The following is an 18,999-nucleotide window of genomic DNA, read 5'->3' on the forward strand; positions in this document are numbered from 1 at the left end:
TATCTGATTAGAAATCAGGCTTCCTATTCAACCGGATCCGGAATTTTTTTAGCGGTAAACTCAATGGGAGTATGAAGAGAGACTCCGCCTTCGGTTTGCATAATAAATTGTATCCCGTCTTCGGTAATTTTACCTGAATAATGATGGATTGCTTCTTTTGATTCACCGGAATCCCAGCTACTCGAAATCTCTTTTGTTTTTGTAATGAATTCCAGCCGGTTGTTCGTTAAGGTACCTTCCTGGATGATGTGTTTGCGTTTTAAAAATGTTGCTGTGCCATGTAATTCTTCGCCTTCGCCTTCAAACACAAAGGTCTCGGTATAATTCGATCCGGGCCAGTCGTATTCCAGCTCTGCCGACCACACGCCGTTAATTTCAGGGCGTTTCTCCTGCTGGAATACATCAAGCAGGTTTCGGGCTGCATCGGTAAATGTAGACAGCGCGATAATAACCGCTCCGATAAAAATTAATGAGGCTGTGACTTTGTTATTTCTGATCCACCAACTGATTTTGTCGTAACTGCTTTTATCATCCATAGCTCGCGTATTTTCTGGTACAGTTCCTATTCAATTTACGACTTAATCCCTTGCAAAAAAAGCTATGGGGCATTCATCAGGCTGTTAGCGAATCCAATTCCGGCTGATAAACTGAATGATTTCACTTTCAAAACGGTCAAGAATTTCCCTGTTAAATGGAATGTGTCCCATTTTCGGGATCAGTACCAGTTTCGATTTAGGAAGGCTTTCTGCCGTTTGAATGCCGCCGTATTTATCAACCAGGTAATCCTCTTCACCATGGATGATTAGAGCCGGTTTATCTACTGATTTCAATATCTCCGATCTGTCGCTCAAACTGGCCTGTGCTTTAACATGCGATTCGCCGAGAGCGCCAATGATTGCCTGTCTTTCGTACAGATTCCGGGTATAATCAACAGCCAGTTCCCGGTCGAACCGGGCGGTTCCGTTCAGGTATTCCCAAATCCTCATAAAACCGCTTAGGTCGTTTTCGAAATCATTTGCTGGACTGTTTTCCATGAAAATCTTCCAGGTTTTATCAGGTGGCGGTGGCACTAAGGGAGAGTTTGTAGAGGCTGAGGCTGAAATGATGGAAATTACCCGATCAGGAAAATGAATGGCCATTAATTGAGCAATAAAACCGCCCATTGAGTGGCCAACAATGTGGGCTTTTTCAACCTGCAGCGTATCCAATATCGCGACAGCATCCTTTACCAGTTGCATAAAATCGTATGGATGCTGTGTAAAATCAATTTTTGTGGAGTAGCCAAAATCGCGATGATCGTATTTGATCACAAAAAAATCCTTTTCAGCCAAGTGCCTGCACAATCTTTCCGACCAAAACGATGAATTGGCACCGGCGCCTGAAATCAACAGGCAGGCTTCATTACCGCTATCTCCAAGTGTTTCAATCCAGAGTTTTACCTTCTCGTCAATAGATACAAAATGTTTCTTCATATTATGTTGCGACTTCAATTTACGAGTATTTTCACCTTATGTTTGACTCCATCTTTTTGAACTAAAATAGGAGAACATAAAAAAGGAACTAATCAGGGTGAGATGTATCCAAACTGGAAGGATGTTTTTCAGGGAAATATAACCACTGGACACCGCATAAATCTGGGCCAGTACAATTCCGCTGATTACCGGGAAAACAGTTAATACTAAAAGTCCTCTGCGTTCAACCGGTTTTAAACTGCCCCATATTAAAAGCACTGTCCAACCAACCATTAATGATGCACCCATTCCAAGTGCATATCTGTAATCGGGTGTTATTACTTCATTTTCTGAACCAAAAATGAGCACTCGTAAATCCGGAAAAATCATAATTATCGCTGCGAGTGCATCGGTTACTGCACCTATCCAGAATGCAATTTTTAATAATCTAATTGTTCTATCTGTTGTCATATTTTAAAAGTTAAGTTTTTAGAAATTGGAATTTAAGACTCATGTGTTAGTTCATTAGTGATCCGGTTGGACTAATGAGATTTTGAATCCGGAGTACATCAATAGTTAGTAGATGTTAACGTTTGATGCAACTAATAAAAAATGCTTTCGACTTATTCCCCAGAAGCACGCTTTTAGTGATTTCAAACTCGTTACTGATGAGCAGTTTCTCAACACTTTTTCGTGTCGTTTTTTCCCTGGTGGCATCATCCGAAGGTTTCCCAAACGTTTTGATATATCGAATTCCCATTGCCATTCGGGCAAAGAAATTCATTTCGGTGATGGCAAATGATGTGATGATCAACCTACCTTCTTTTTTCAGGACCCGTTTACTTTCGTGTATCAGCTTTTCAGCATTACCAATCACGTGTATCAGGTTGGCCATAAAAACGGTATCGTAGCTAGCATCCCCGTATTCAAGGTTGAGTGCGTTGGCTTTTTCAAATTTCACATGTTTCAGATTCGCTCTTTTTTCTTGCGCAGCTGTAACCATTTCTTCCGAGAAATCAGTTGCAAGCACTTTTCCAGCGACTTTTTGCAGGGCTTCCGTGAACAATCCGGTTCCGCATCCCAATTCAAGCACTTCGCCCAAATCTTGTTCTTTTAATAACTCATCCTTCATGAGAAACAAAATATTATCTCCCACAACGTGCTGTTGTTTCTGTTCGAATTCGTCAACATACTGACTCCAGTATGTTTCTTTGCTTTGATCATTCATAGCCAACTAATTATATAATTTCTCAAATTCCGGGAATAAGTTCAAACCATTGCGATATGACATTTTGTTGTATTCTTCTTCGGTGAAATCGCCGTCCTTTTTAAGATTTTTCGTGGTTATTGCTGCCAGCTTGTTAATACACAGGTCACTACCAAAAACGATGTTATCGGGACCAGCAAAAGCCTGGAGAGTTTTAACAGCATAGTCACCTGAAACAACTGCCGTATCGTAGTACATCTTTTTCAAATGGTTTAATCCTTTGGTTGGTTCGCCATTAACAAGGAAATCATAAAACGTCCGGATGATTGGCGGCTTTTTCCCTTTCTGACCATATTGAATTCCAGCCAAACGCCAGGCTAAAAATGGAATTGTTCCTCCTCCATGCGACAAAATGTATTTGATGTTCGGATACCTGTCCAAAACACCACGATACATCATGTTTGCCACTGCACGTGTAGTATCAAAAGTTACTTCAATCAAAGCATTGGGAATTCCCAGTTTAAAGTCAAATGCTTCTCCCGGATCGTTTGGATGAATATAAACTACTGCGTTTCTCTTGTTTAATTCTTTAAAAAATGGTTCAAAAGATTCATCTCCTAAATATTTCCCCGAATAGTTGGTCAACAGACAAACTCCATTTAAATGCAGCGTGTCGAGCGTATAATTTAGTTCCTCAATGGCAGCTTCCTGGTTTAACATTGGAATAGTCGCAAAGCCGCCAAAACTTTCCGGGTATTTATGTTTAGTCTCGGCAATGATTTCGTTTGTTATCCGGGCCAGTTTTTCAGAAAACCCATCCGGAAAATCAATCCCTTTAAAATAAACTCCGGGTGATGAAATGGATAACATGGCAATTTTGATCCCGTTTTCTTTCATTTTTTTGAAAGAGGTTTCTACCGTCCATTTTGGAAAATCTACTCCTAATGAGTTTTTCACACCAACGTCTTTTAAAGCATTTACATACTCTTTTGGAAAAATGTGATGGTGTACATCTATTTTGTTAGTTGTTTTCATGGTTTTATAATTTTTATTTTGAGATTGAATCCTTTTATAATCAGCCAAATGCCCATGAATATTTCATTCAAAATAATGGGTAATGCAAGCAGCATAGCTTCTTCTCCCTGTGGCTGATATACATTCAGATAAATTATCAGCAAGACACCGATCCAACCCCAAATACTGATAAAGTGGGGGAGGAGACGGTATTTAAACAGGACAGTATAAAAGATAAGCGCGCCACCACAAAAGAACAGTGGTATCAGCGTCCCGGTGTGAAAGCTGCGCAGGTTCGCTGCATTGATTAGTCCTAGTTGTGGAAGAATAGCGGCAGACAAACAAACCAGTGCTTCCACGCTTCTGAATCCCAGATAAGCAAAAGCTGCACTTTTCCATACCTTTTTCAATACCGGGAAAAGTAAAATTCCGATTCCCAGAACAGAAACGGCATTGATCGCTTCCAGAATCGCCCCGGCAAGCAGTATCGATTGTTGTTTGGCGGTTTCTATTAATCCGCCACCAACGAGGCTGCTTACCATTGCAGTAAGAAATAGCGCACCTGCGGTTTTTGTGGCTTTGTTAGTTGAAATCATTCGGTTTTCATTCTATCGTACTGTACTAATGCTACAGCATTTGGTTTCATTTTAACTGCAACTCCCGAAACGCCTTCTCCCCCGCAAGTTGATTTGGTGGTGAACTGTACCTTAATTACAGCGTCGGCTCCCAGTTTGGCAGCCGTCTTTTTCATCTGATTAACAGCATCATCAGCATCACCGATGGCATCGGCGGCAATAGATCCCAGTACAACATATTCTTGCTCCGGTACGCCAGAATAAATTTCTATGTCCTCAACCTGAGTAGAACTGTAGGTTTCGCTTCCTGTTTGCGGATAATACGCATAAAAACAACTGCTTAGCAGTAGTGCGATTATTGCGGTAGTGATTACTTTTAATTTCATGGCTATATCTATTTAACAGCTTTTTCTTCAAACCGCACAGCTGTTCCGGAAGCCGTTACCGCGTTCGCCAGTATGCCCGAACCAATTTCCAAACGAAGGTTAACGATACCATCGGCACCCAGTTCTGCAGCTTCCTTCTTCAGATGTTTTACGGAAGATCTGCCGGTTCCCCAGGCATCAACGCTGGCGACAACTTCGCCAATTACAGTGTATGGCCTTGTAGCCTGGTCGGTTGAATAGACCTCAACTCTCTTAGAGCTTACAGGTGGGTGGTACAATTGGGTATCACTACTACGCAGGTGATTTACAGAGCAGCTTGCGCTGAGTACACCCACGATCATTAATGACAATATTTTTGTTTTCATGACTTTATTTTTTTGGCTTTTAATTGTTTTAAGACTTTCTGTTTCCTGATGTTTTCTAGAATTTAAAACGAGTACCCGATTGACAGGCCGAAATCCAAACCCGAAGCGTACTTGTATGTTTTAGCCCAGGAATCTCCGTCAGTCGGTACAGCATCATTCCATTTGAAGTTTGCTCCGATTGGTGGGCCGTAACCGAGCCAGTAACTAATTGTGAAGCCCGAATTCCACACATAGGTTTGCCCGATGCCGGGGCCAATAAAAAAGGAATCGAATTGGAACGTGGCGTCTTCATGAATTCCGTCGAGGTTCATATACCGAACATTGAAATCCAGATAAGTATTCCGGTAAGCTGATTTAAACAGCCCCAGAAACCGGGCGTCGCTGACGGCGGGTAAAAAATATTTATAGTGAATTCCAAAACCATATTCTTCCTCCTCTGAAATACGCGGGAATGAACCTCCTCCCTGGAAAAACAGGGCATGTTGCGGAGTCAAGCGCAACTCATATGCAATGCCGTAACGTTCAAAAGCCAGTCCGGCGATATTCACCTGAACAGAATGACGGTTAAACAGAGCATCGTTACCTTTCTCAATCTGAGTGCTGGTTTGCCCGAATGTGGCTAATGCTGCGAGCATAAGCGATACTGTTGTAAGGATGATTCGTTTCATGATTTTGGTTTTTTACTGTGATTAAAATCTGTATCCTATTGCCAGGTTTAAGTGAGCAGGAGAACCTCCGTAACTATTAAAACGCTCTGTAAAAGGTACTTTTAGTTCAACATGTACATCGTATTTTTCGAAAAATGTTCTACCCGTTTCCAGGCCAAACTGAAACATTCCGCCGGCACCTTTATACCAACCGTCAACAGCATCTTCGTAATAGTTTTCTCTGTAAAAATCAGTGTGCTCTATGTGGTTAAGGTATATTTTTTCATATTCAGCGGTCAATGCAAAAAACCACTTTGGTTTGTAGAATCCTAAGGCTACCTCATCAGCAACTGCAAACTTTTTTGATTCGAAATGAGTCGTTGAAACACTCCCGGCGGAAAGATTCAGGTTATTTACAATTTTAAAACTGTTCTTTTGCAAGAGCGGTGCAACTCCTCCCACCTTTACTTCCGAATTTTTTGGGCTAAACCTAAACGCTGAAAAATTCCATTCTGCGAAGGTTGTAATAGTTGGTTTTATAAATTTAGGATTCAGATTTCTCTGGTATCCAAAGGCTATCATACTTGCCGGTTCAATTCCTGTTCTCATATAGATACTGTTCCGGATTGTATTGTCGTTGAATATCACGCTTTGCGCTGTTAACCGCATGCTTCCGATGATCAACAGACTTATCATTAGTATTATCATTTTTTTCATCACGGTCATTTTTAATTGTTTAAACTTTGATGCTCAAAAAAGTTTCTGATGTCGGTGGCAATTTCATCAGGTTTCTCCCATGGCCCTGTATGCCCAACACCGGCAACTTCAATAAATTCGCTCTCCGGAAAACAAGACATCTGAATATCCTTGTATCCGGGATATTCTTTACGGGTTAGTTCGCCGCTGATGAACAGCATTTTACCCGTAAAGGCTGAAAGATTGGACGTATTATCCCTGTTCTGCTTTTCCAGGTCTTCGTTACTTACCAGTGTTCCCATGCGCCACAACGGACAATTGATGTTTTCGTGAAATTGCGGATTTGAACGGAATGCACCCAAAAGCATTTGATAATCAGCCCTTGCATGGGCGTCGGACGTTAAATGATCGTGCGACAGTAGATATTGTTCCAACCAATCTTTCCCGATTTGGGTAAGAGGAGAAGTAGTATGCTCTATGAAATAGTCATAAGCTTCTTTGGTCAATGGCCCCGGTTCGTACATGGCAATATCCTTAACTTTTTCGGGGTGCTTGTTTATATATCCTGTAGCAAGTGTACCGCCATAAGACCAGGCAAACAGGTAGACCTGATTTTCCTGAATTCCGGTTTCCCTTGATTTTTTGTTCAGGTAATAGTCAATTATGGCATCCAGATCTTCAACATAAAGATCGAAGTTAACTTCGCCTTTATCATAGCGAGGTGAAAGTCCGGCTCCACGCTGATCATAAAAAACACAGAAATATTCATCTTGTAACTGACTTAATCCGCCGTTGGTGATGGTTCTTTCATCCGGATAACGGGACGCATTTTCAACTCCTATCTGACTGATCATTGCTCTGTAATCGCTTCCCGGACCTCCGTGCAAAAAGATGATGACAGGATTATTTATATCGCCAAAAGTTTCTGCATGAAATATGGTGCCGTTAATTTCAATCCTGGGTAATAAAGGATCTTCGGCAACAGTTTCCGGAACCAGGTTGCCCGGTTCGTCCATGTCGTAGACTTCTTCATCGCATCCGAAAAAGGCGATGGATGTCAAAATTAATAGGACGGCTGTAAAAATCTGTTTAAATGTTTTCATGGCTTATGGTCTTAAAAAAGATGATTAAAGATTCCTTCCCTTTCCAATACCTCCTGCATTTTGTAGGAGTGACCATTTACTATGATGGACAATGTAATGTCTGCTTCAGGGAAATAGAACATTAAGCCGGTAAAGCCATGCACATTTCCGTAATGGCCAATGGCAGTTCCATGTTCGGTTTCCAATTTCATAAGGGCTAAACCATAGCCTTTAATGTATTCCATATCCTCTACCAGTTCTGTTAATCCGCGAAATTCCTTCATTTGGTTCAAGGAATTCTCTGTGAGAATTTCACCATGCATGAGCAACTCGAGAAATTTCGATAAATCGTACGGTGAACTGATGATTCCCCCATCCAGCATATCTTCACCACCAACAGCATTATTGTCGATTTTCGTTACATCTTTCATATAACCATCGTCGTAAATATCGATGTACGAACGAGACATATTCGCCGGTTGCGCAGTTGAAATGTAAGTGTTAGACAGTCCGAAACGATCAATAAGCTTTTCCTGAACTACTTCGTTTGCAGTTTTACCCGTAGCATATTTTATAACAAGAGCTGCCAGAAGATAATTTGCATTTGTATACAGATTTTTTTCGCCAGGTTTAAAATTTGCCGGTTTATCGTAAATAGCTTTAAGGTTTTCTTCTGCAGATTTCTTTACACTTGATAAATTTAAAATTTCCAACATCGATTTTAGGCCATAATAGTCCCTGATTCCCGAAGTCATATTTAGCAACTGTCGGATGGTAACGTCATTTGCATTTTCAATCTTATCGGTAATTCGATGAGGAATATATTTATTGATTTTGTCATCGATTGACAGGATGCCTTCATCCTGTAAAATGAGGATGGTAGTTGCCGCAAATGTTTTCGACATGCTTCCTGCCCGAAGTGAATGACCTGCATTTAAATCAATATTATTTTTCAAATCGGCTTTGCCGCCGGCATTACACCAGATTCCTTCGGGAGAGCGAACGGTTACGCTGGCTCCGGGTACACCTGCTGCCAGTAAATCGTCAATAATCAGCTGGTAGCTGTCGGCTTTTGGATGATCAGTATTTTCGTAGCTGGAGCTATCCGCTACGGGTAGATCAAATTCTGTTTTTTCGCAAGAAATAAATGTTGCGGTGAGGAATAATCCAATAATTGTTATGATACTTTTTGTTTTCATTTTGTTGTTATTTTCTGGTTTTTAATTGTTTAAAATTTGAATGAGGTACCTATTTTGATCAAGGCGTGCGTAGCAAAAGGCATTCCCTGGTCGGGTGAATAAGGAATGGCGATCATGCCCTGATAGTCAGCGGTTAAACTGAATCTGTCAGTTACCGGATAGGCCAGTCCAAAACCTAGTTTGGTATTTACCTGCGGTTTTCCCGGATGTTGTTTTTCCACGTACTCCCCACTTTTTAATACATAGGTGTCGCCCGACAGAATGGAGTGTTTGTAACCCAGTGCGCCCGTAAGGTTTGCCCTTAATTTGAAATTAAAGGTGTAGCCAAATTTGTAAACACCATCGAGCATGATGGCATGTTCGTAAAGCTCATGATAATAATATCCGGCTTCAAGGCCGAATGATCTGTACCACGAAGTTTGGTCTTTTACCATTAAATCGGTACCAACACTTACTCCCGGATGTGCCGGATTCGTGACGATTTGTCCAAAAGGAACCGAGACAGATTCAGAAAGGAATGCAACATTTAAATTTTGCGGTTTCCATTGTGAATACACGTTTGTTTTGGCAACAATAATTATAACGATTGCCGCAAGAACTACTTTTAAAAATTGTTTAATTGTTTTCATGAATTTGATTTTTAATTTTTGATAATGCTTTTTGTTTTCTTGTTTTTTTGTTTCTGATTTTTCATGTGGTAAAGGTCAGGCAAACCGTGATGCAGGTATAATCAACCATGACGAAAAGAATGTAAAGTTTCGTATGTTGATATCATGGATGATGCATGAGCATAAATTATGATGTAAACTCTGAGGACAGGATAAACTCCGATGGCATTTTTATACTCTTTTTCATCGTGATATTTATTCGGATTTGTTTTCATTGCCTTAATTGTTAGAAGGAAAAACCGGGCTTAGTACCAGCCCGATACCAATTCCAATGATTACTGAAGCTAAAAGAATCTGTACGGAGATGTGCAGGAAGAAAAGTCCTACAAGGAAGCCGACTGCCGTCATTCCTCCAACAATCCTTAAGCTGCTTATTTCATTTTTAGTTTTCATGATTTTTAGTTTAGATCTTGGATTACGTTTATTTATTCAGGTAAGCGGTATTCGGTGCTGTTCCTTTTCGGTGGAAGAAGAAATGACAGCAATCGCCACCTTTTGCAAGCGTACAAGGACGTCGGAATTCGCAGTTAACAACATCTTCTATTAAGGGAAATCCGGCAAGATCGTGATCGCAACCCAGTGTGCCGATTTCGGGGCACCCGATTGCTTCGAACAGTTCCATGTTCATGCACGAGGTAACTTTGAACTCAAGCAGATCTTCCGTTTCATAAAAGCCACTGTTCTTCCAGGTTCCAATGCGGTCGATCTCTGTAAACATGGCACGATTGAACTTTTTGAAATTGTCAAAAACATCGCCTTCACATTTTATAAGCTCATCCAATTGATAAATAGCAGGCATCGACACAGAAGCAACATTCATGAACATTTTTGTCATGAATTCCTTAGCATATTTTTTCCCTTTTTTATCGGCAATGGAGAAAAACAGTCCTCCCAACATGCAAAGCTGTTTGTCCATATCCTTACCAATACTTTCTGCTCTGAGAATGGCTTCAGGATATTCTTTTTTAATTCTTTTTGTGTGTTTTTTGACCCCCATCATAATAAGGAAGAGGCCAAATAAACCGAACTCTTTTCTTAGGAAATTAAAAACTACTTTCTGTTGTTTCTTCAACCCCTTTTTAGGCATTGTTAATGCTTTCCCATACATTGATAATTCTTCTACTTTCATGATGATAATTTTTTGATTTAAACTTTCATGGATCAAAAGTAGGATGAGAAAAGAGGTCAATCGTTTCAGGATTCGATGGTAAGACCTAAAGAGGTCTCAGGAAAGTATAATTACCAGAAATACTGTGTGTTATGTGGCCTTTCTCATTGTGAAATGAGACGGCTTATTTTGACTGTTTTGGTATTGAGACTTCCATACCTGGAGGATGAGACGGGATGTTTTCAGAATTTAAAACCAGCTCTGAAATCGGAAGGAGTGAGGCCGGTAGTGCTTTTAAAAATGCGGTTAAAGGTGGCTTTCGAATTAAAGCCGGCATCCATGGCAAGGCCCAAAATTGAAATGTGTTTGTTTTTTGGATCAGTGGCCAGCTTTTTAAACTCTTCAACACGATATTCATTTATGAATTCAAAGAAGTTCCTGTTCAACTGTGAATTAACCATTTTTGAAAGCTGATGGGAATGTATCCCGAGTTTATTTGCCAGATCACCAACATTAAGTTCCGGGTCAAGATAAAGCTTCTCCTTTTTCATTAAGGAAATAAGTTCTTCCATTCTAGGATCTTTTTCTGAAAGATTAGCATCCGCAACTGATTCTTTTGGGACATCAATATTTTCACCGGCCTGGATTTCTGTTTGACCCGATTCTGGTTTTTCTTTAGTTAAATAAACCGTTCGCTGGTTGTAGCCGCGATAGGCGATGTAGAAAAACAGAATCATATTAACGACGATGATGGATGAATCCATTTGGTATATTGAAATAATTTGGGCCGAAACAAGTCCATAGGCAATGAAACTGATAACGATAATAAAAGCAAATCCATAAACGATGTGTTTGATCCAGGCTAAATTTATGGACTCCTCATAAGAAAACTCGCTTTTAATCCGGTGCTGATGATTTATCAGTAAAATGATCGTGCGAATAAGAAAATAAACCTGGCAAAACAGCAAAGTAATCATCGGCACAAAAGTATGGTAGTCCATATTTTGCTTGTTGTAAACCAGCTCCATTCGTGCTTCCTGACTGAGCATCAGATTTGGAATGAAAGTAGCTATGTATATCAGGACAAATCCGAAATAAGATAAATTCTTGAAGTCAGGTTTAAAGTTTCTTTGGGTAAGCGACTTTGTATACAGAAAAAGAAAGGGTGTATGTGCAACAAGTACAATTCCTAAAATAAAACCCCAGTTAACCGGTTGCAGAAGTATTGCCCGGCTTGCCAGGAAAAGAATGGAAAAGTGCAGTGCAAAATTGAAGGTCCAGGCAATTAGTATTTTATTGCTTACGTTTTTACCTTTTTTATTAATCAATAGCAGTGCAATGATTATTGCATTAACAGAAGCTACAGCGCTAATAATATCCATTAGGAATGATTTGATTACACGACGTAATCGCCTAATTTACTGTTAGAATTCGAAAATCGCAATAAAAACAAATTAATTGTTAACCCGGGATTTTACAGCCAAAGATAATTTCAAACATTTGTTTAGAAATAAACTTCAATCCTTTGTTTAATTCCGTCAATTGTTGCGATTTACTTTTAGCACCACATGCCCTTTTTTATGACCGGTGTCAACATAAGCATGAGCTTCCCTGATTTGTTCCAGCGAGAACGTTTTATCGATGGCAGCTTTAAGTTTACCTTCCTCGATCAGGCTTTTCAGAAAGTTGAGGTTTTCGCTGGTGTAGGGAGCCACACCACCTATCACTTTTTTGCTGCTTTTTACTGAAAGTTTAATGCCCTCAAGAATGCGCGAAAGTTCCAGGTGCACAGCCGACAGGTACATACCGCCTTCTTCAAGCAGGTTTACGCACGCTGTTATCGGCGCTTTGCCAATGGTATCGAAAATTACATCGTAAGTTGTGTTTTCTTTCGAAAGCGCTTCACGGGAATAATCGATCACTTCATCGGCGCCCAGTGCTTTTACCAGCTCAACATTTGCCGTGCTGCAAACACCGGTTACTTTGGCGCCAAAAGCTTTGGCAATCTGAACGGCATAAGTCCCGATTCCGCCTGAAGCTCCGTAAATCATCACCTTTTGCCCCGTATCGACATTCCCCTTTTTCAGGTAATGCAAGGCTGCCAGCGCACAGTGCGGAACAGCTGCAGCTTCTTCAAAACTCATGTTTTGAGGTTTGGTTGCCATCACGGCATTTTCGGGCAGACAACAATATTCGGCATAGGCACCAAAAGCGGCTCCACTTGACGCAAAAACTTCGTCGCCAACATGGTAATGCCTTACATTTTTTCCTACAGCTTCGATCACACCGGCCAGTTCAACCCCCAGCACTTTTTTACGCGGGCCTTTAAAACCCATGGCCAGTTTTACCGGAAAATTGAATATGGACGGAAAAACGGCTCCCCTGATGCGGGCATCGGCGGCATTGGCTGTTGTTGCCATTACTTTTACCAGGACTTCGTTGTCCTTTGGTGCCGGTTTGTCCGCTTCAACAACATGAAGCACTTCCGGTGTTCCGTATTTTTCACAAACTACTGCTTTCATCTTTTTGCAATTTTTTCAGGTACAAACGGAGCAATCACCAGGCCTACGGCGATTCCGATCAGCAGCGAGGCCAGGAAATACATAACTGAATATTTCAATAGTATAAATCCTACACTCAGACCGATCAATGTTGTTCCACCTATTAACCAGGAACTTTTACTCTCGTTTCTCTTTTTTGTTTTCTTACTTGTTTTCATAATTTATTGATTTTTATTGAATTAATTGTGATGGTTAAGATGATTGTTTCATGGCTTTGGGCGTCCTTATTTTTGTATGTTAGTTGTTTACTGCAGGCAGGATGTAGTTGTTTACCAGTTTAAACAGTTTCGATTTTGTTGCCCAGTTTCCGCTGGTAAAAACCATTACCATGTCGAGCTCAGGAATGACGGCAATTACCTGGCCGCCCCAACCGTTGGCACGGTACATCTTAATTTTCTGCCCGTTATGATCGAGTTCGCTGATCCACCAGGTGTAAGCGTAGCCGTTCGCGCCCGAATCTTCTATCGGAAGCTGAATACCGGAATTGTTGCGGTAAACTGTTGCGCTTTTTTCAACCCAGTCTTCCGGGATGATCTGTTGCCCGTTCCACCTGCCGTTGTTGAGGTACAGCGCCCCAAATTTCAGCATGTCGCGCGGTGTAAGGCTAAGCGAGCTGGCAGTTTCAAGTCTTCCGTTGGGGTACCTCCACCAGGTAGCAGAATCGATTCCAAGCGGTTTGAATAAATATTCCGCTGCAAATTCGTCCATGTCCATGCCTGTGGCATTTTTCATGATCTCGCCCAAAATATCGATGCCGCCGCCGTTGTAGGTGAAATATTCCCCGGGTGCTGCCCAAAATGGCCTTTCAAGAACCGCTTTAATTTGGTCGTCAACCACATAAAGGTGGTCATAGTCGTTTGTTAATTGCCCTCCGTGCGACGCGTTCCATTCGTCCCAGGCCAGTCCCGAAGTCATGGTCAGCAGGTGTTCAATGGAAATGTAATTTTTGTTGTCGGTTTTCAGGTACTGGTGTTCGGGCAGGTAATCAAATATCGATTGATCAACACTTTTTATAAAACCTTTGTCGATGGCAATCCCGATACAGGCCGATGTAATACTTTTGGTACACGACATAACCGGATGTGCCCTGGTTGGCGACCACTGAACCAGTGCACCATGATATTTCGGTGCGTCCCACTGGTATTGGTGACCTTCGAAATACTCTTCAAAAACCAGTTGGCCGGCTTTATAAATCAACATCGAATGAATTTCTTTGAACTTACCGTTTTCAATGGCTTGTGTTGCATCTTCCAGCAGCTCGGTATTTAAACCGGCTTTGGCAGCATCGCCAACTTTTAAACCGTCATTTAGCTGTTCGGGTACTTTATAATAGCGTTCCGCGCGGGCGGCGATGTTACATCCGGTTTCCGAGATTAAAAAGACCAGGATAAAAACGACTCCGATTGTTATTCCTAAATTTTTCATGATGCGTAAGTTTTTGTCGTTGAATTTTGATAATGTAAAGGTCCCGCGAATTGTGACGCGGCACTAATCACTCATGCCTCAAAACATATGAAGTTTCGGGAGGTGGTATAAATTATGATGCATCAGCATGAATTATGATGCGGAAACGGGATTTCCCGATTGTTTTAATGCGGATTTTGTATTGAAATGCAAAAGGAGAAATTTTGTGAACCAATTCAATTATCGGATGATCGTTTTAATAAATTTCGTGAATTATATAGCAACTTGGCGTTGCTACCCAGATAATCAGCTTAAACAGCTGGCATAAAACTGAAAAAGACTATTTTAGCAGCTGTCGCAAAAAATTCCTAAAAATTGATCAATGAAATACCGACTAATCAAACTTGTTTTATTCCTATTGTTAGCATTTGTTCAACCCGCGACAAATGTAAGGGCACAGGAACGTGTTAATGCTACCGGAAACGAATGGAACAATCAACCCGACGTTTTTCAGGTGAACAGGCTTGACGCGCATTGTACGCTAATTCCCTACGATAATTTGAATACAGCACTCGATGCGGATATCCGTTCATCGCAACGATACTTTACCCTGAATGGAACCTGGAAATTTAACATGGTTACCAAACCTCAACTTCGACCAACTAATTTTTATACTGCAGGATATGATGTCAGTTCGTGGGAGGATATAGAAGTTCCCGGCAGCTGGCAACTTCAGGGATTTGATTATCCGATTTATACCAATGTAACCTATCCGTGGAGCGGATATGAAAACATTTCTCCACCTGTTGCGCCCACAGTTTATAATCCTGTTGGATCATATATCCGGACATTTGATCTGCCCGAAGGCTGGACTTCGCAACCTTGTATCCTTCATTTTGCCGGTGTGGAATCTGCGTTTTATGTCTGGATAAACGGGCAATTTGTTGGCTACAGTGAAGATAGTTTCACACCAGCCGAATTCGATATTTCTGATTTTTTGCAAGCCGGAACAAACACCATTGCCGTACAGGTTTTCCGATGGAGTGACGGCAGCTGGCTCGAAGATCAGGATTTTATTCGCCTAAGCGGAATTTTCAGGGATGTGTACCTGTATTCCATCCCCGCTGTTCATATCAACGATTTCTTTTATACAACAGATTTGGATGAAAGCTACACGGATGCCACATTTAATTTTTCGGCAAAAGTGATCGCTACCAATCAATCAGATAAAAGCGGCTACGAACTTAAGGTGCAACTGTACGATATTAACAGAAACGAAGTTTTTACCGAGGCTTTAAGCTTGCCTGTAATTTTCGAAGGAAACGAAGCACAGCTAAATTCTTCGGTGCTTGTCCCTAATCCACAAAAATGGTCGGCCGAGTATCCAAATCTTTATACATTGGTTCTATCGTTAAAAGACGATTCCGGCGAGGTAACAGAAATTGAAAGCTGTAAGGTAGGTTTCAGGGAGTTTAAACTGGAAAACGGACAAATGCTCCTGAATGGCCAGCCAATCATGTTCAAGGGAGTCGACCGGCATGAAATTGATCCGGAAACAGGACGTACGCTTTCACGGGAAACCATGCTGAATGATGTGCTCATTATGAAACGATTTAATATCAATGCTGTTCGGACCTCGCATTATCCCAACGATCCAATATGGTACGAATTATGCGATGAATACGGGATTTATATCATCGACGAAACCAACCTGGAAACACACGGTGCCAGAGGCACTATACCAACAAGTAATCCGAACTGGACGGCCAATTGTATCGACCGTGCCAAAAGCATGGTTGAAAGGGATAAAAACCACCCTTGTGTTTTAATCTGGTCCTTGGGAAATGAGGCAGGTAGCGGATCTAATTTTCAGGCTATGGCTGATTGGATCCATGCCTTTGATTCGTCACGTTTGGTGCATTACGAAGGATACAATGAAGTGGCAGACATGAACAGTTACATGTACGCTTCGGTAGGAACGGTTGAAAGCTACGGACGGTCGGGAAATCAAAAACCATTGATCTTATGCGAATATGCGCATGCTATGGGAAACAGTGTTGGTAACCTCTATCAGTACTGGGAGGTATTTGAAAAATACGACAATTTGCAAGGTGGATTTATCTGGGATTTTGTCGACCAAAGCCTGAAAGATGAACAGGGATTTAAATATGGCGGCGACTGGGGCGACAATCCAAACGATGGTAACTTTTGTGCCAATGGTATCGTTAGCGCCGACCGAACATTACAACCCGAAATTTATGAGGTAAAAAAAGTATACCAGAATATTAAGCTTGAAGCGATCGATCCTATCAACGGAAAATTTAAACTTAAAAACGGATTTCTGTTTACCAATGTCAATCAATTTGCTGCTTCATGGCAATTACTGGCCGACTCCACCGTAATTCAAAGCGGACAGCTTGCGGCAGATCAGTTGAACCTGGATCCATTAACTAGTAAGGATTTGAATATTCCTTTTTCGGAACCGGAATTGGAGCCGGGCACAAAATACTGGCTCAACATTCGTTTTACAACAAAAGAAAATAATTTATGGGCCGAAGCCGGACACGAGATCGCAGCCGCACAGTTTCAAATTCCGTTTGATACTTCAGAAGTTGCTAAAACTGATAATTTCGGCGACGAAGTGCTTACCATTTTAAGGGATGGTGCTCTATCGATTGAAAACAGTTCGCTGAAAGTGGAAATTGATGAAAGTACTGGATTGATTGAGAGCTATTCGTACAAGGGGACAGAACTGATCAGCCGGGGGCCAACACCAAACTTCTGGCGAGCGCCTCTCGATAATGATCGGGGAAACGGAATGCCCGACAGATGTGCAACCTGGAAAAACCTTAGTTTGAACCGTACGCTGGATACTTTGATTGTGGATGCCGGCAACGAAAAGAATATCCGGGTTTTTGTCTATTACACTTTCCCTGAACAATCGACAACGAGCCTGATTTTGGAATATGGCATTTTATCAAACGGAGAGATTGAAGTTACCGAACGCTTTTATCCGGGTGCCGAATTGCCCGAGATTCCACTTATCGGAAATGTACTCCGCTTACCTCTCGCGTTCAACCGCTTTACATGGTATGGAAAAGGGCCGCACGAAAACTACATCGACAGGCAGTTGTCGGCAAAGGTAGGAGTGTATTCCAAAACGGTTGAAGAAAACTTCTTTCCCTATATTCAGCCACAGGAAACCGGAAATTACACCGGTGTTGATTGGGTGAAGGTGGTGAATGATGCCGGTAATGGAATTTTGGTTTCCGGCGAACAATTTGAATTTAGTGCTCTGAGTTACAGTCCGTTCGGATTGGAAGGTAAAGCTCATCCCTATGAATTGACAAAAGAGGATGCTACGCTGCTCAACATTAATTACCGGCAGATGGGCGTTGGCGGCGATAATAGCTGGGGAGCCCGCCCACACGACGAATTTATCATCTGGCCCGATCAAAACTATCGCTATTCCTACCGCATCATTCCTGTCGACAGCGTGTCGAATGAAATGGAATTAGCCAAAATTCAGTATGTATCGGCAATCAGCTCCGAAATTCCCGATATTATTGGCATGAGTGAAGATGATGCCCTACAGGCAATCAGCGATGCAGGCTTTGTTGCCGGTAAGAGGGAAGAAGCGTACGGGGCCTACAACAAAGGGTTGATATCCTTGCAACAGCCCGTCTCCGGAGAACTTTTACCGGCGGGTTCGGTTATCAACTACACGGTTAGTAAGGGAAGAAATCTGGCCCTGAACAAACCTGCCTGGGCCAGTTCGGAGGAAAGTAACAAAGCGAACTATATTACAAATGCCAACGATGGTAGTTATGCAACTCGCTGGTGTGCCGCCAATGGTAATTCAAATCAGTGGTGGTCTGTCGATCTGGGGGCTAGTTACAACCTGGAATATTTCAGGATTAACTGGGAATTTGGTGGAGATTATAAATACATTATCGAAGTTTCAGAGGACAATGTAAACTGGACCGTTGTTGTTGACCGGCAGGAAAACACCTCGACCGAGCAAATACAGGATGGGGAATTGATCGCTGAAAATGTTCGTTATGTGCGAATAAGGGTCATTGAGAACTATTCGTGGTACTGGACCAGTTTTTATGAATTCGAAATTTTCGGTTCTTCGGCAAATTCAACTTTAGCCCCGGATCCTGAATTTCAGGCCAACGGTGAGTTAAAAATCTATCCTAATCCTGCGCACGGCGATGTAACTATAGCATTTGATCTAGTCGGCCCCGGGGAGGTAGTTTTAGAACTGTATAATTTATCGGGTGTTAAAATAAAAGACATCTACAGCGGCTACACAAACGAAGGAAAGCATCAAATAAAATTGAGGAAAGAATTTAACGGAGGTATATACTTTGTGCATTTCAAAGATAGAAATGGCGAAAGTTTTAGCCCTGTAATTTTTTACTAGAAATTCGTTTTCAAAATTTTTAATGAAATACAGAAGATAATCCCGGCACTAAAATTTAGCTCCGCTGATTTTTAATTCTCCTTCTCCCGGAGGAGGAGGGGTGGTGAAGTGATTCACTGTCAGTATTTAATCAAAAATATTGTACTTGTTTTTATTGTTAACTACAAAATTTGTTTATACTTTTAAAGCAAAACAATAAACTAATGC

The 18,999-nt window shown here is 41.5% G+C and carries 20 protein-coding genes; 1 reads left to right on the forward strand and 19 read right to left on the reverse strand.

Going from position 1 to position 18,999, the window contains the following annotated elements; translation table 11 throughout:
- Positions 1 to 23 precede the first annotated feature (23 nt).
- The 19 genes from HFD85_RS15600 to HFD85_RS15690 all read right to left on the reverse strand — a co-directional run bounded on the left by HFD85_RS15600 (position 24) and on the right by HFD85_RS15690 (position 14,384).
- On the reverse strand, positions 24 to 536 hold the full coding sequence (locus tag HFD85_RS15600; RefSeq protein WP_167611890.1) for a hypothetical protein: 513 nt from the start codon (positions 534 to 536) through the stop codon (positions 24 to 26).
- Between the two features lie 84 nt (positions 537 to 620).
- Positions 621 to 1,472 (reverse strand): alpha/beta fold hydrolase, encoded by an 852-nt coding sequence (locus tag HFD85_RS15605; protein WP_167611893.1) that lies wholly within the window; start codon positions 1,470 to 1,472, stop codon positions 621 to 623.
- A 36-nt stretch (positions 1,473 to 1,508) separates the two neighbouring features.
- Entirely contained in the window at positions 1,509 to 1,922 is a 414-nt protein-coding gene (locus tag HFD85_RS15610; protein WP_167611896.1) for a hypothetical protein, read from the reverse strand.
- Between the two features lie 115 nt (positions 1,923 to 2,037).
- On the reverse strand, positions 2,038 to 2,679 hold the full coding sequence (locus tag HFD85_RS15615) for a class I SAM-dependent methyltransferase (protein WP_167611899.1): 642 nt from the start codon (positions 2,677 to 2,679) through the stop codon (positions 2,038 to 2,040).
- 6 nt (positions 2,680 to 2,685) lie between these two features.
- Positions 2,686 to 3,693 (reverse strand): amidohydrolase family protein, encoded by a 1,008-nt coding sequence (locus HFD85_RS15620; protein WP_167611902.1) that lies wholly within the window; start codon positions 3,691 to 3,693, stop codon positions 2,686 to 2,688.
- On the reverse strand, positions 3,690 to 4,268 hold the full coding sequence (locus tag HFD85_RS15625; protein WP_167611904.1) for a DUF4386 domain-containing protein: 579 nt from the start codon (positions 4,266 to 4,268) through the stop codon (positions 3,690 to 3,692). The genes HFD85_RS15620 and HFD85_RS15625 overlap by 4 nt, the downstream gene beginning before the upstream one ends.
- Complete coding sequence (locus HFD85_RS15630; RefSeq protein ID WP_167611907.1) at positions 4,265 to 4,633, reverse strand: heavy metal-binding domain-containing protein; 369 nt, start codon at positions 4,631 to 4,633, stop codon at positions 4,265 to 4,267. The genes HFD85_RS15625 and HFD85_RS15630 overlap by 4 nt, the downstream gene beginning before the upstream one ends.
- Positions 4,634 to 4,641: 8 nt before the next feature.
- Positions 4,642 to 4,998: a heavy metal-binding domain-containing protein gene (locus HFD85_RS15635; protein WP_167611910.1), complete on the reverse strand. Its 357-nt coding sequence runs from the start codon at positions 4,996 to 4,998 to the stop codon at positions 4,642 to 4,644.
- A gap of 62 nt (positions 4,999 to 5,060) precedes the next feature.
- Entirely contained in the window at positions 5,061 to 5,666 is a 606-nt protein-coding gene (locus HFD85_RS15640; protein ID WP_167611913.1) for a hypothetical protein, read from the reverse strand.
- 21 nt (positions 5,667 to 5,687) lie between these two features.
- On the reverse strand, positions 5,688 to 6,362 hold the full coding sequence (locus HFD85_RS15645; protein WP_167611916.1) for a hypothetical protein: 675 nt from the start codon (positions 6,360 to 6,362) through the stop codon (positions 5,688 to 5,690).
- An 11-nt stretch (positions 6,363 to 6,373) separates the two neighbouring features.
- Complete coding sequence (locus tag HFD85_RS15650; RefSeq protein WP_167611919.1) at positions 6,374 to 7,444, reverse strand: alpha/beta fold hydrolase; 1,071 nt, start codon at positions 7,442 to 7,444, stop codon at positions 6,374 to 6,376.
- An 11-nt stretch (positions 7,445 to 7,455) separates the two neighbouring features.
- Positions 7,456 to 8,622 carry a serine hydrolase domain-containing protein gene (locus HFD85_RS15655; RefSeq protein ID WP_167611922.1) on the reverse strand — a complete coding sequence of 389 codons (1,167 nt, stop codon included), beginning with the start codon at positions 8,620 to 8,622 and terminating at the stop codon, positions 7,456 to 7,458.
- Between the two features lie 29 nt (positions 8,623 to 8,651).
- Positions 8,652 to 9,251: a hypothetical protein gene (locus tag HFD85_RS15660; protein ID WP_167611924.1), complete on the reverse strand. Its 600-nt coding sequence runs from the start codon at positions 9,249 to 9,251 to the stop codon at positions 8,652 to 8,654.
- Between the two features lie 258 nt (positions 9,252 to 9,509).
- Positions 9,510 to 9,683, reverse strand: coding sequence for a hypothetical protein (locus HFD85_RS15665; RefSeq protein WP_167611926.1), 174 nt, complete (start codon positions 9,681 to 9,683; stop codon positions 9,510 to 9,512).
- 28 nt (positions 9,684 to 9,711) lie between these two features.
- On the reverse strand, positions 9,712 to 10,419 hold the full coding sequence (locus tag HFD85_RS15670) for an L-2-amino-thiazoline-4-carboxylic acid hydrolase (protein ID WP_167611928.1): 708 nt from the start codon (positions 10,417 to 10,419) through the stop codon (positions 9,712 to 9,714).
- 221 nt (positions 10,420 to 10,640) lie between these two features.
- Positions 10,641 to 11,780: a helix-turn-helix domain-containing protein gene (locus HFD85_RS15675; protein ID WP_167611931.1), complete on the reverse strand. Its 1,140-nt coding sequence runs from the start codon at positions 11,778 to 11,780 to the stop codon at positions 10,641 to 10,643.
- Positions 11,781 to 11,936: 156 nt separating this feature from the next.
- Complete coding sequence (locus HFD85_RS15680; RefSeq protein WP_167611934.1) at positions 11,937 to 12,920, reverse strand: NAD(P)-dependent alcohol dehydrogenase; 984 nt, start codon at positions 12,918 to 12,920, stop codon at positions 11,937 to 11,939.
- Positions 12,917 to 13,117, reverse strand: coding sequence for a hypothetical protein (locus HFD85_RS15685; protein WP_167611937.1), 201 nt, complete (start codon positions 13,115 to 13,117; stop codon positions 12,917 to 12,919). Before HFD85_RS15685 ends, HFD85_RS15680 begins: the two co-directional genes overlap by 4 nt.
- Before the next feature lie 79 nt (positions 13,118 to 13,196).
- Positions 13,197 to 14,384 carry a serine hydrolase domain-containing protein gene (locus HFD85_RS15690; RefSeq protein WP_167611940.1) on the reverse strand — a complete coding sequence of 396 codons (1,188 nt, stop codon included), beginning with the start codon at positions 14,382 to 14,384 and terminating at the stop codon, positions 13,197 to 13,199.
- Between the two features lie 361 nt (positions 14,385 to 14,745).
- On the opposite strand from HFD85_RS15690, the gene lacZ reads away from it, so the two are divergent.
- Positions 14,746 to 18,792 carry a beta-galactosidase, LacZ type gene (lacZ, locus tag HFD85_RS15695; protein WP_167611943.1) on the forward strand — a complete coding sequence of 1,349 codons (4,047 nt, stop codon included), beginning with the start codon at positions 14,746 to 14,748 and terminating at the stop codon, positions 18,790 to 18,792.
- Positions 18,793 to 18,999: the final 207 nt, after the last annotated feature.

Origin of the sequence: Maribellus sediminis (assembly GCF_011799805.1) — a bacterium.
GTDB classification, from domain to species: domain Bacteria; phylum Bacteroidota; class Bacteroidia; order Bacteroidales; family Prolixibacteraceae; genus Draconibacterium; species Draconibacterium sediminis_A.

Bases quoted from the DNA above. Each gene is read 5' to 3' on its own strand.
- HFD85_RS15600 (WP_167611890.1), bottom strand. From the start codon at position 536: ATGGATGATAAAAGCAGTTACGACAAAATCAGTTGGTGGATCAGAAAT.
- HFD85_RS15690 (WP_167611940.1), bottom strand. From the start codon at position 14,384: ATGAAAAATTTAGGAATAACAATCGGAGTCGTTTTTATCCTGGTCTTT.
- HFD85_RS15665 (WP_167611926.1), bottom strand. From the start codon at position 9,683: ATGAAAACTAAAAATGAAATAAGCAGCTTAAGGATTGTTGGAGGAATG.
- HFD85_RS15670 (WP_167611928.1), bottom strand. From the start codon at position 10,419: ATGAAAGTAGAAGAATTATCAATGTATGGGAAAGCATTAACAATGCCT.
- HFD85_RS15610 (WP_167611896.1), bottom strand. From the start codon at position 1,922: ATGACAACAGATAGAACAATTAGATTATTAAAAATTGCATTCTGGATA.
- HFD85_RS15635 (WP_167611910.1), bottom strand. From the start codon at position 4,998: ATGAAAACAAAAATATTGTCATTAATGATCGTGGGTGTACTCAGCGCA.
- HFD85_RS15625 (WP_167611904.1), bottom strand. From the start codon at position 4,268: ATGATTTCAACTAACAAAGCCACAAAAACCGCAGGTGCGCTATTTCTT.
- HFD85_RS15640 (WP_167611913.1), bottom strand. From the start codon at position 5,666: ATGAAACGAATCATCCTTACAACAGTATCGCTTATGCTCGCAGCATTA.
- HFD85_RS15650 (WP_167611919.1), bottom strand. From the start codon at position 7,444: ATGAAAACATTTAAACAGATTTTTACAGCCGTCCTATTAATTTTGACA.
- HFD85_RS15655 (WP_167611922.1), bottom strand. From the start codon at position 8,622: ATGAAAACAAAAAGTATCATAACAATTATTGGATTATTCCTCACCGCA.
- lacZ (WP_167611943.1), top strand. From the start codon at position 14,746: ATGAAATACCGACTAATCAAACTTGTTTTATTCCTATTGTTAGCATTT.
- HFD85_RS15660 (WP_167611924.1), bottom strand. From the start codon at position 9,251: ATGAAAACAATTAAACAATTTTTAAAAGTAGTTCTTGCGGCAATCGTT.
- HFD85_RS15680 (WP_167611934.1), bottom strand. From the start codon at position 12,920: ATGAAAGCAGTAGTTTGTGAAAAATACGGAACACCGGAAGTGCTTCAT.
- HFD85_RS15605 (WP_167611893.1), bottom strand. From the start codon at position 1,472: ATGAAGAAACATTTTGTATCTATTGACGAGAAGGTAAAACTCTGGATT.
- HFD85_RS15675 (WP_167611931.1), bottom strand. From the start codon at position 11,780: ATGGATATTATTAGCGCTGTAGCTTCTGTTAATGCAATAATCATTGCA.
- HFD85_RS15615 (WP_167611899.1), bottom strand. From the start codon at position 2,679: ATGAATGATCAAAGCAAAGAAACATACTGGAGTCAGTATGTTGACGAA.
- HFD85_RS15645 (WP_167611916.1), bottom strand. From the start codon at position 6,362: ATGAAAAAAATGATAATACTAATGATAAGTCTGTTGATCATCGGAAGC.
- HFD85_RS15685 (WP_167611937.1), bottom strand. From the start codon at position 13,117: ATGAAAACAAGTAAGAAAACAAAAAAGAGAAACGAGAGTAAAAGTTCC.
- HFD85_RS15630 (WP_167611907.1), bottom strand. From the start codon at position 4,633: ATGAAATTAAAAGTAATCACTACCGCAATAATCGCACTACTGCTAAGC.
- HFD85_RS15620 (WP_167611902.1), bottom strand. From the start codon at position 3,693: ATGAAAACAACTAACAAAATAGATGTACACCATCACATTTTTCCAAAA.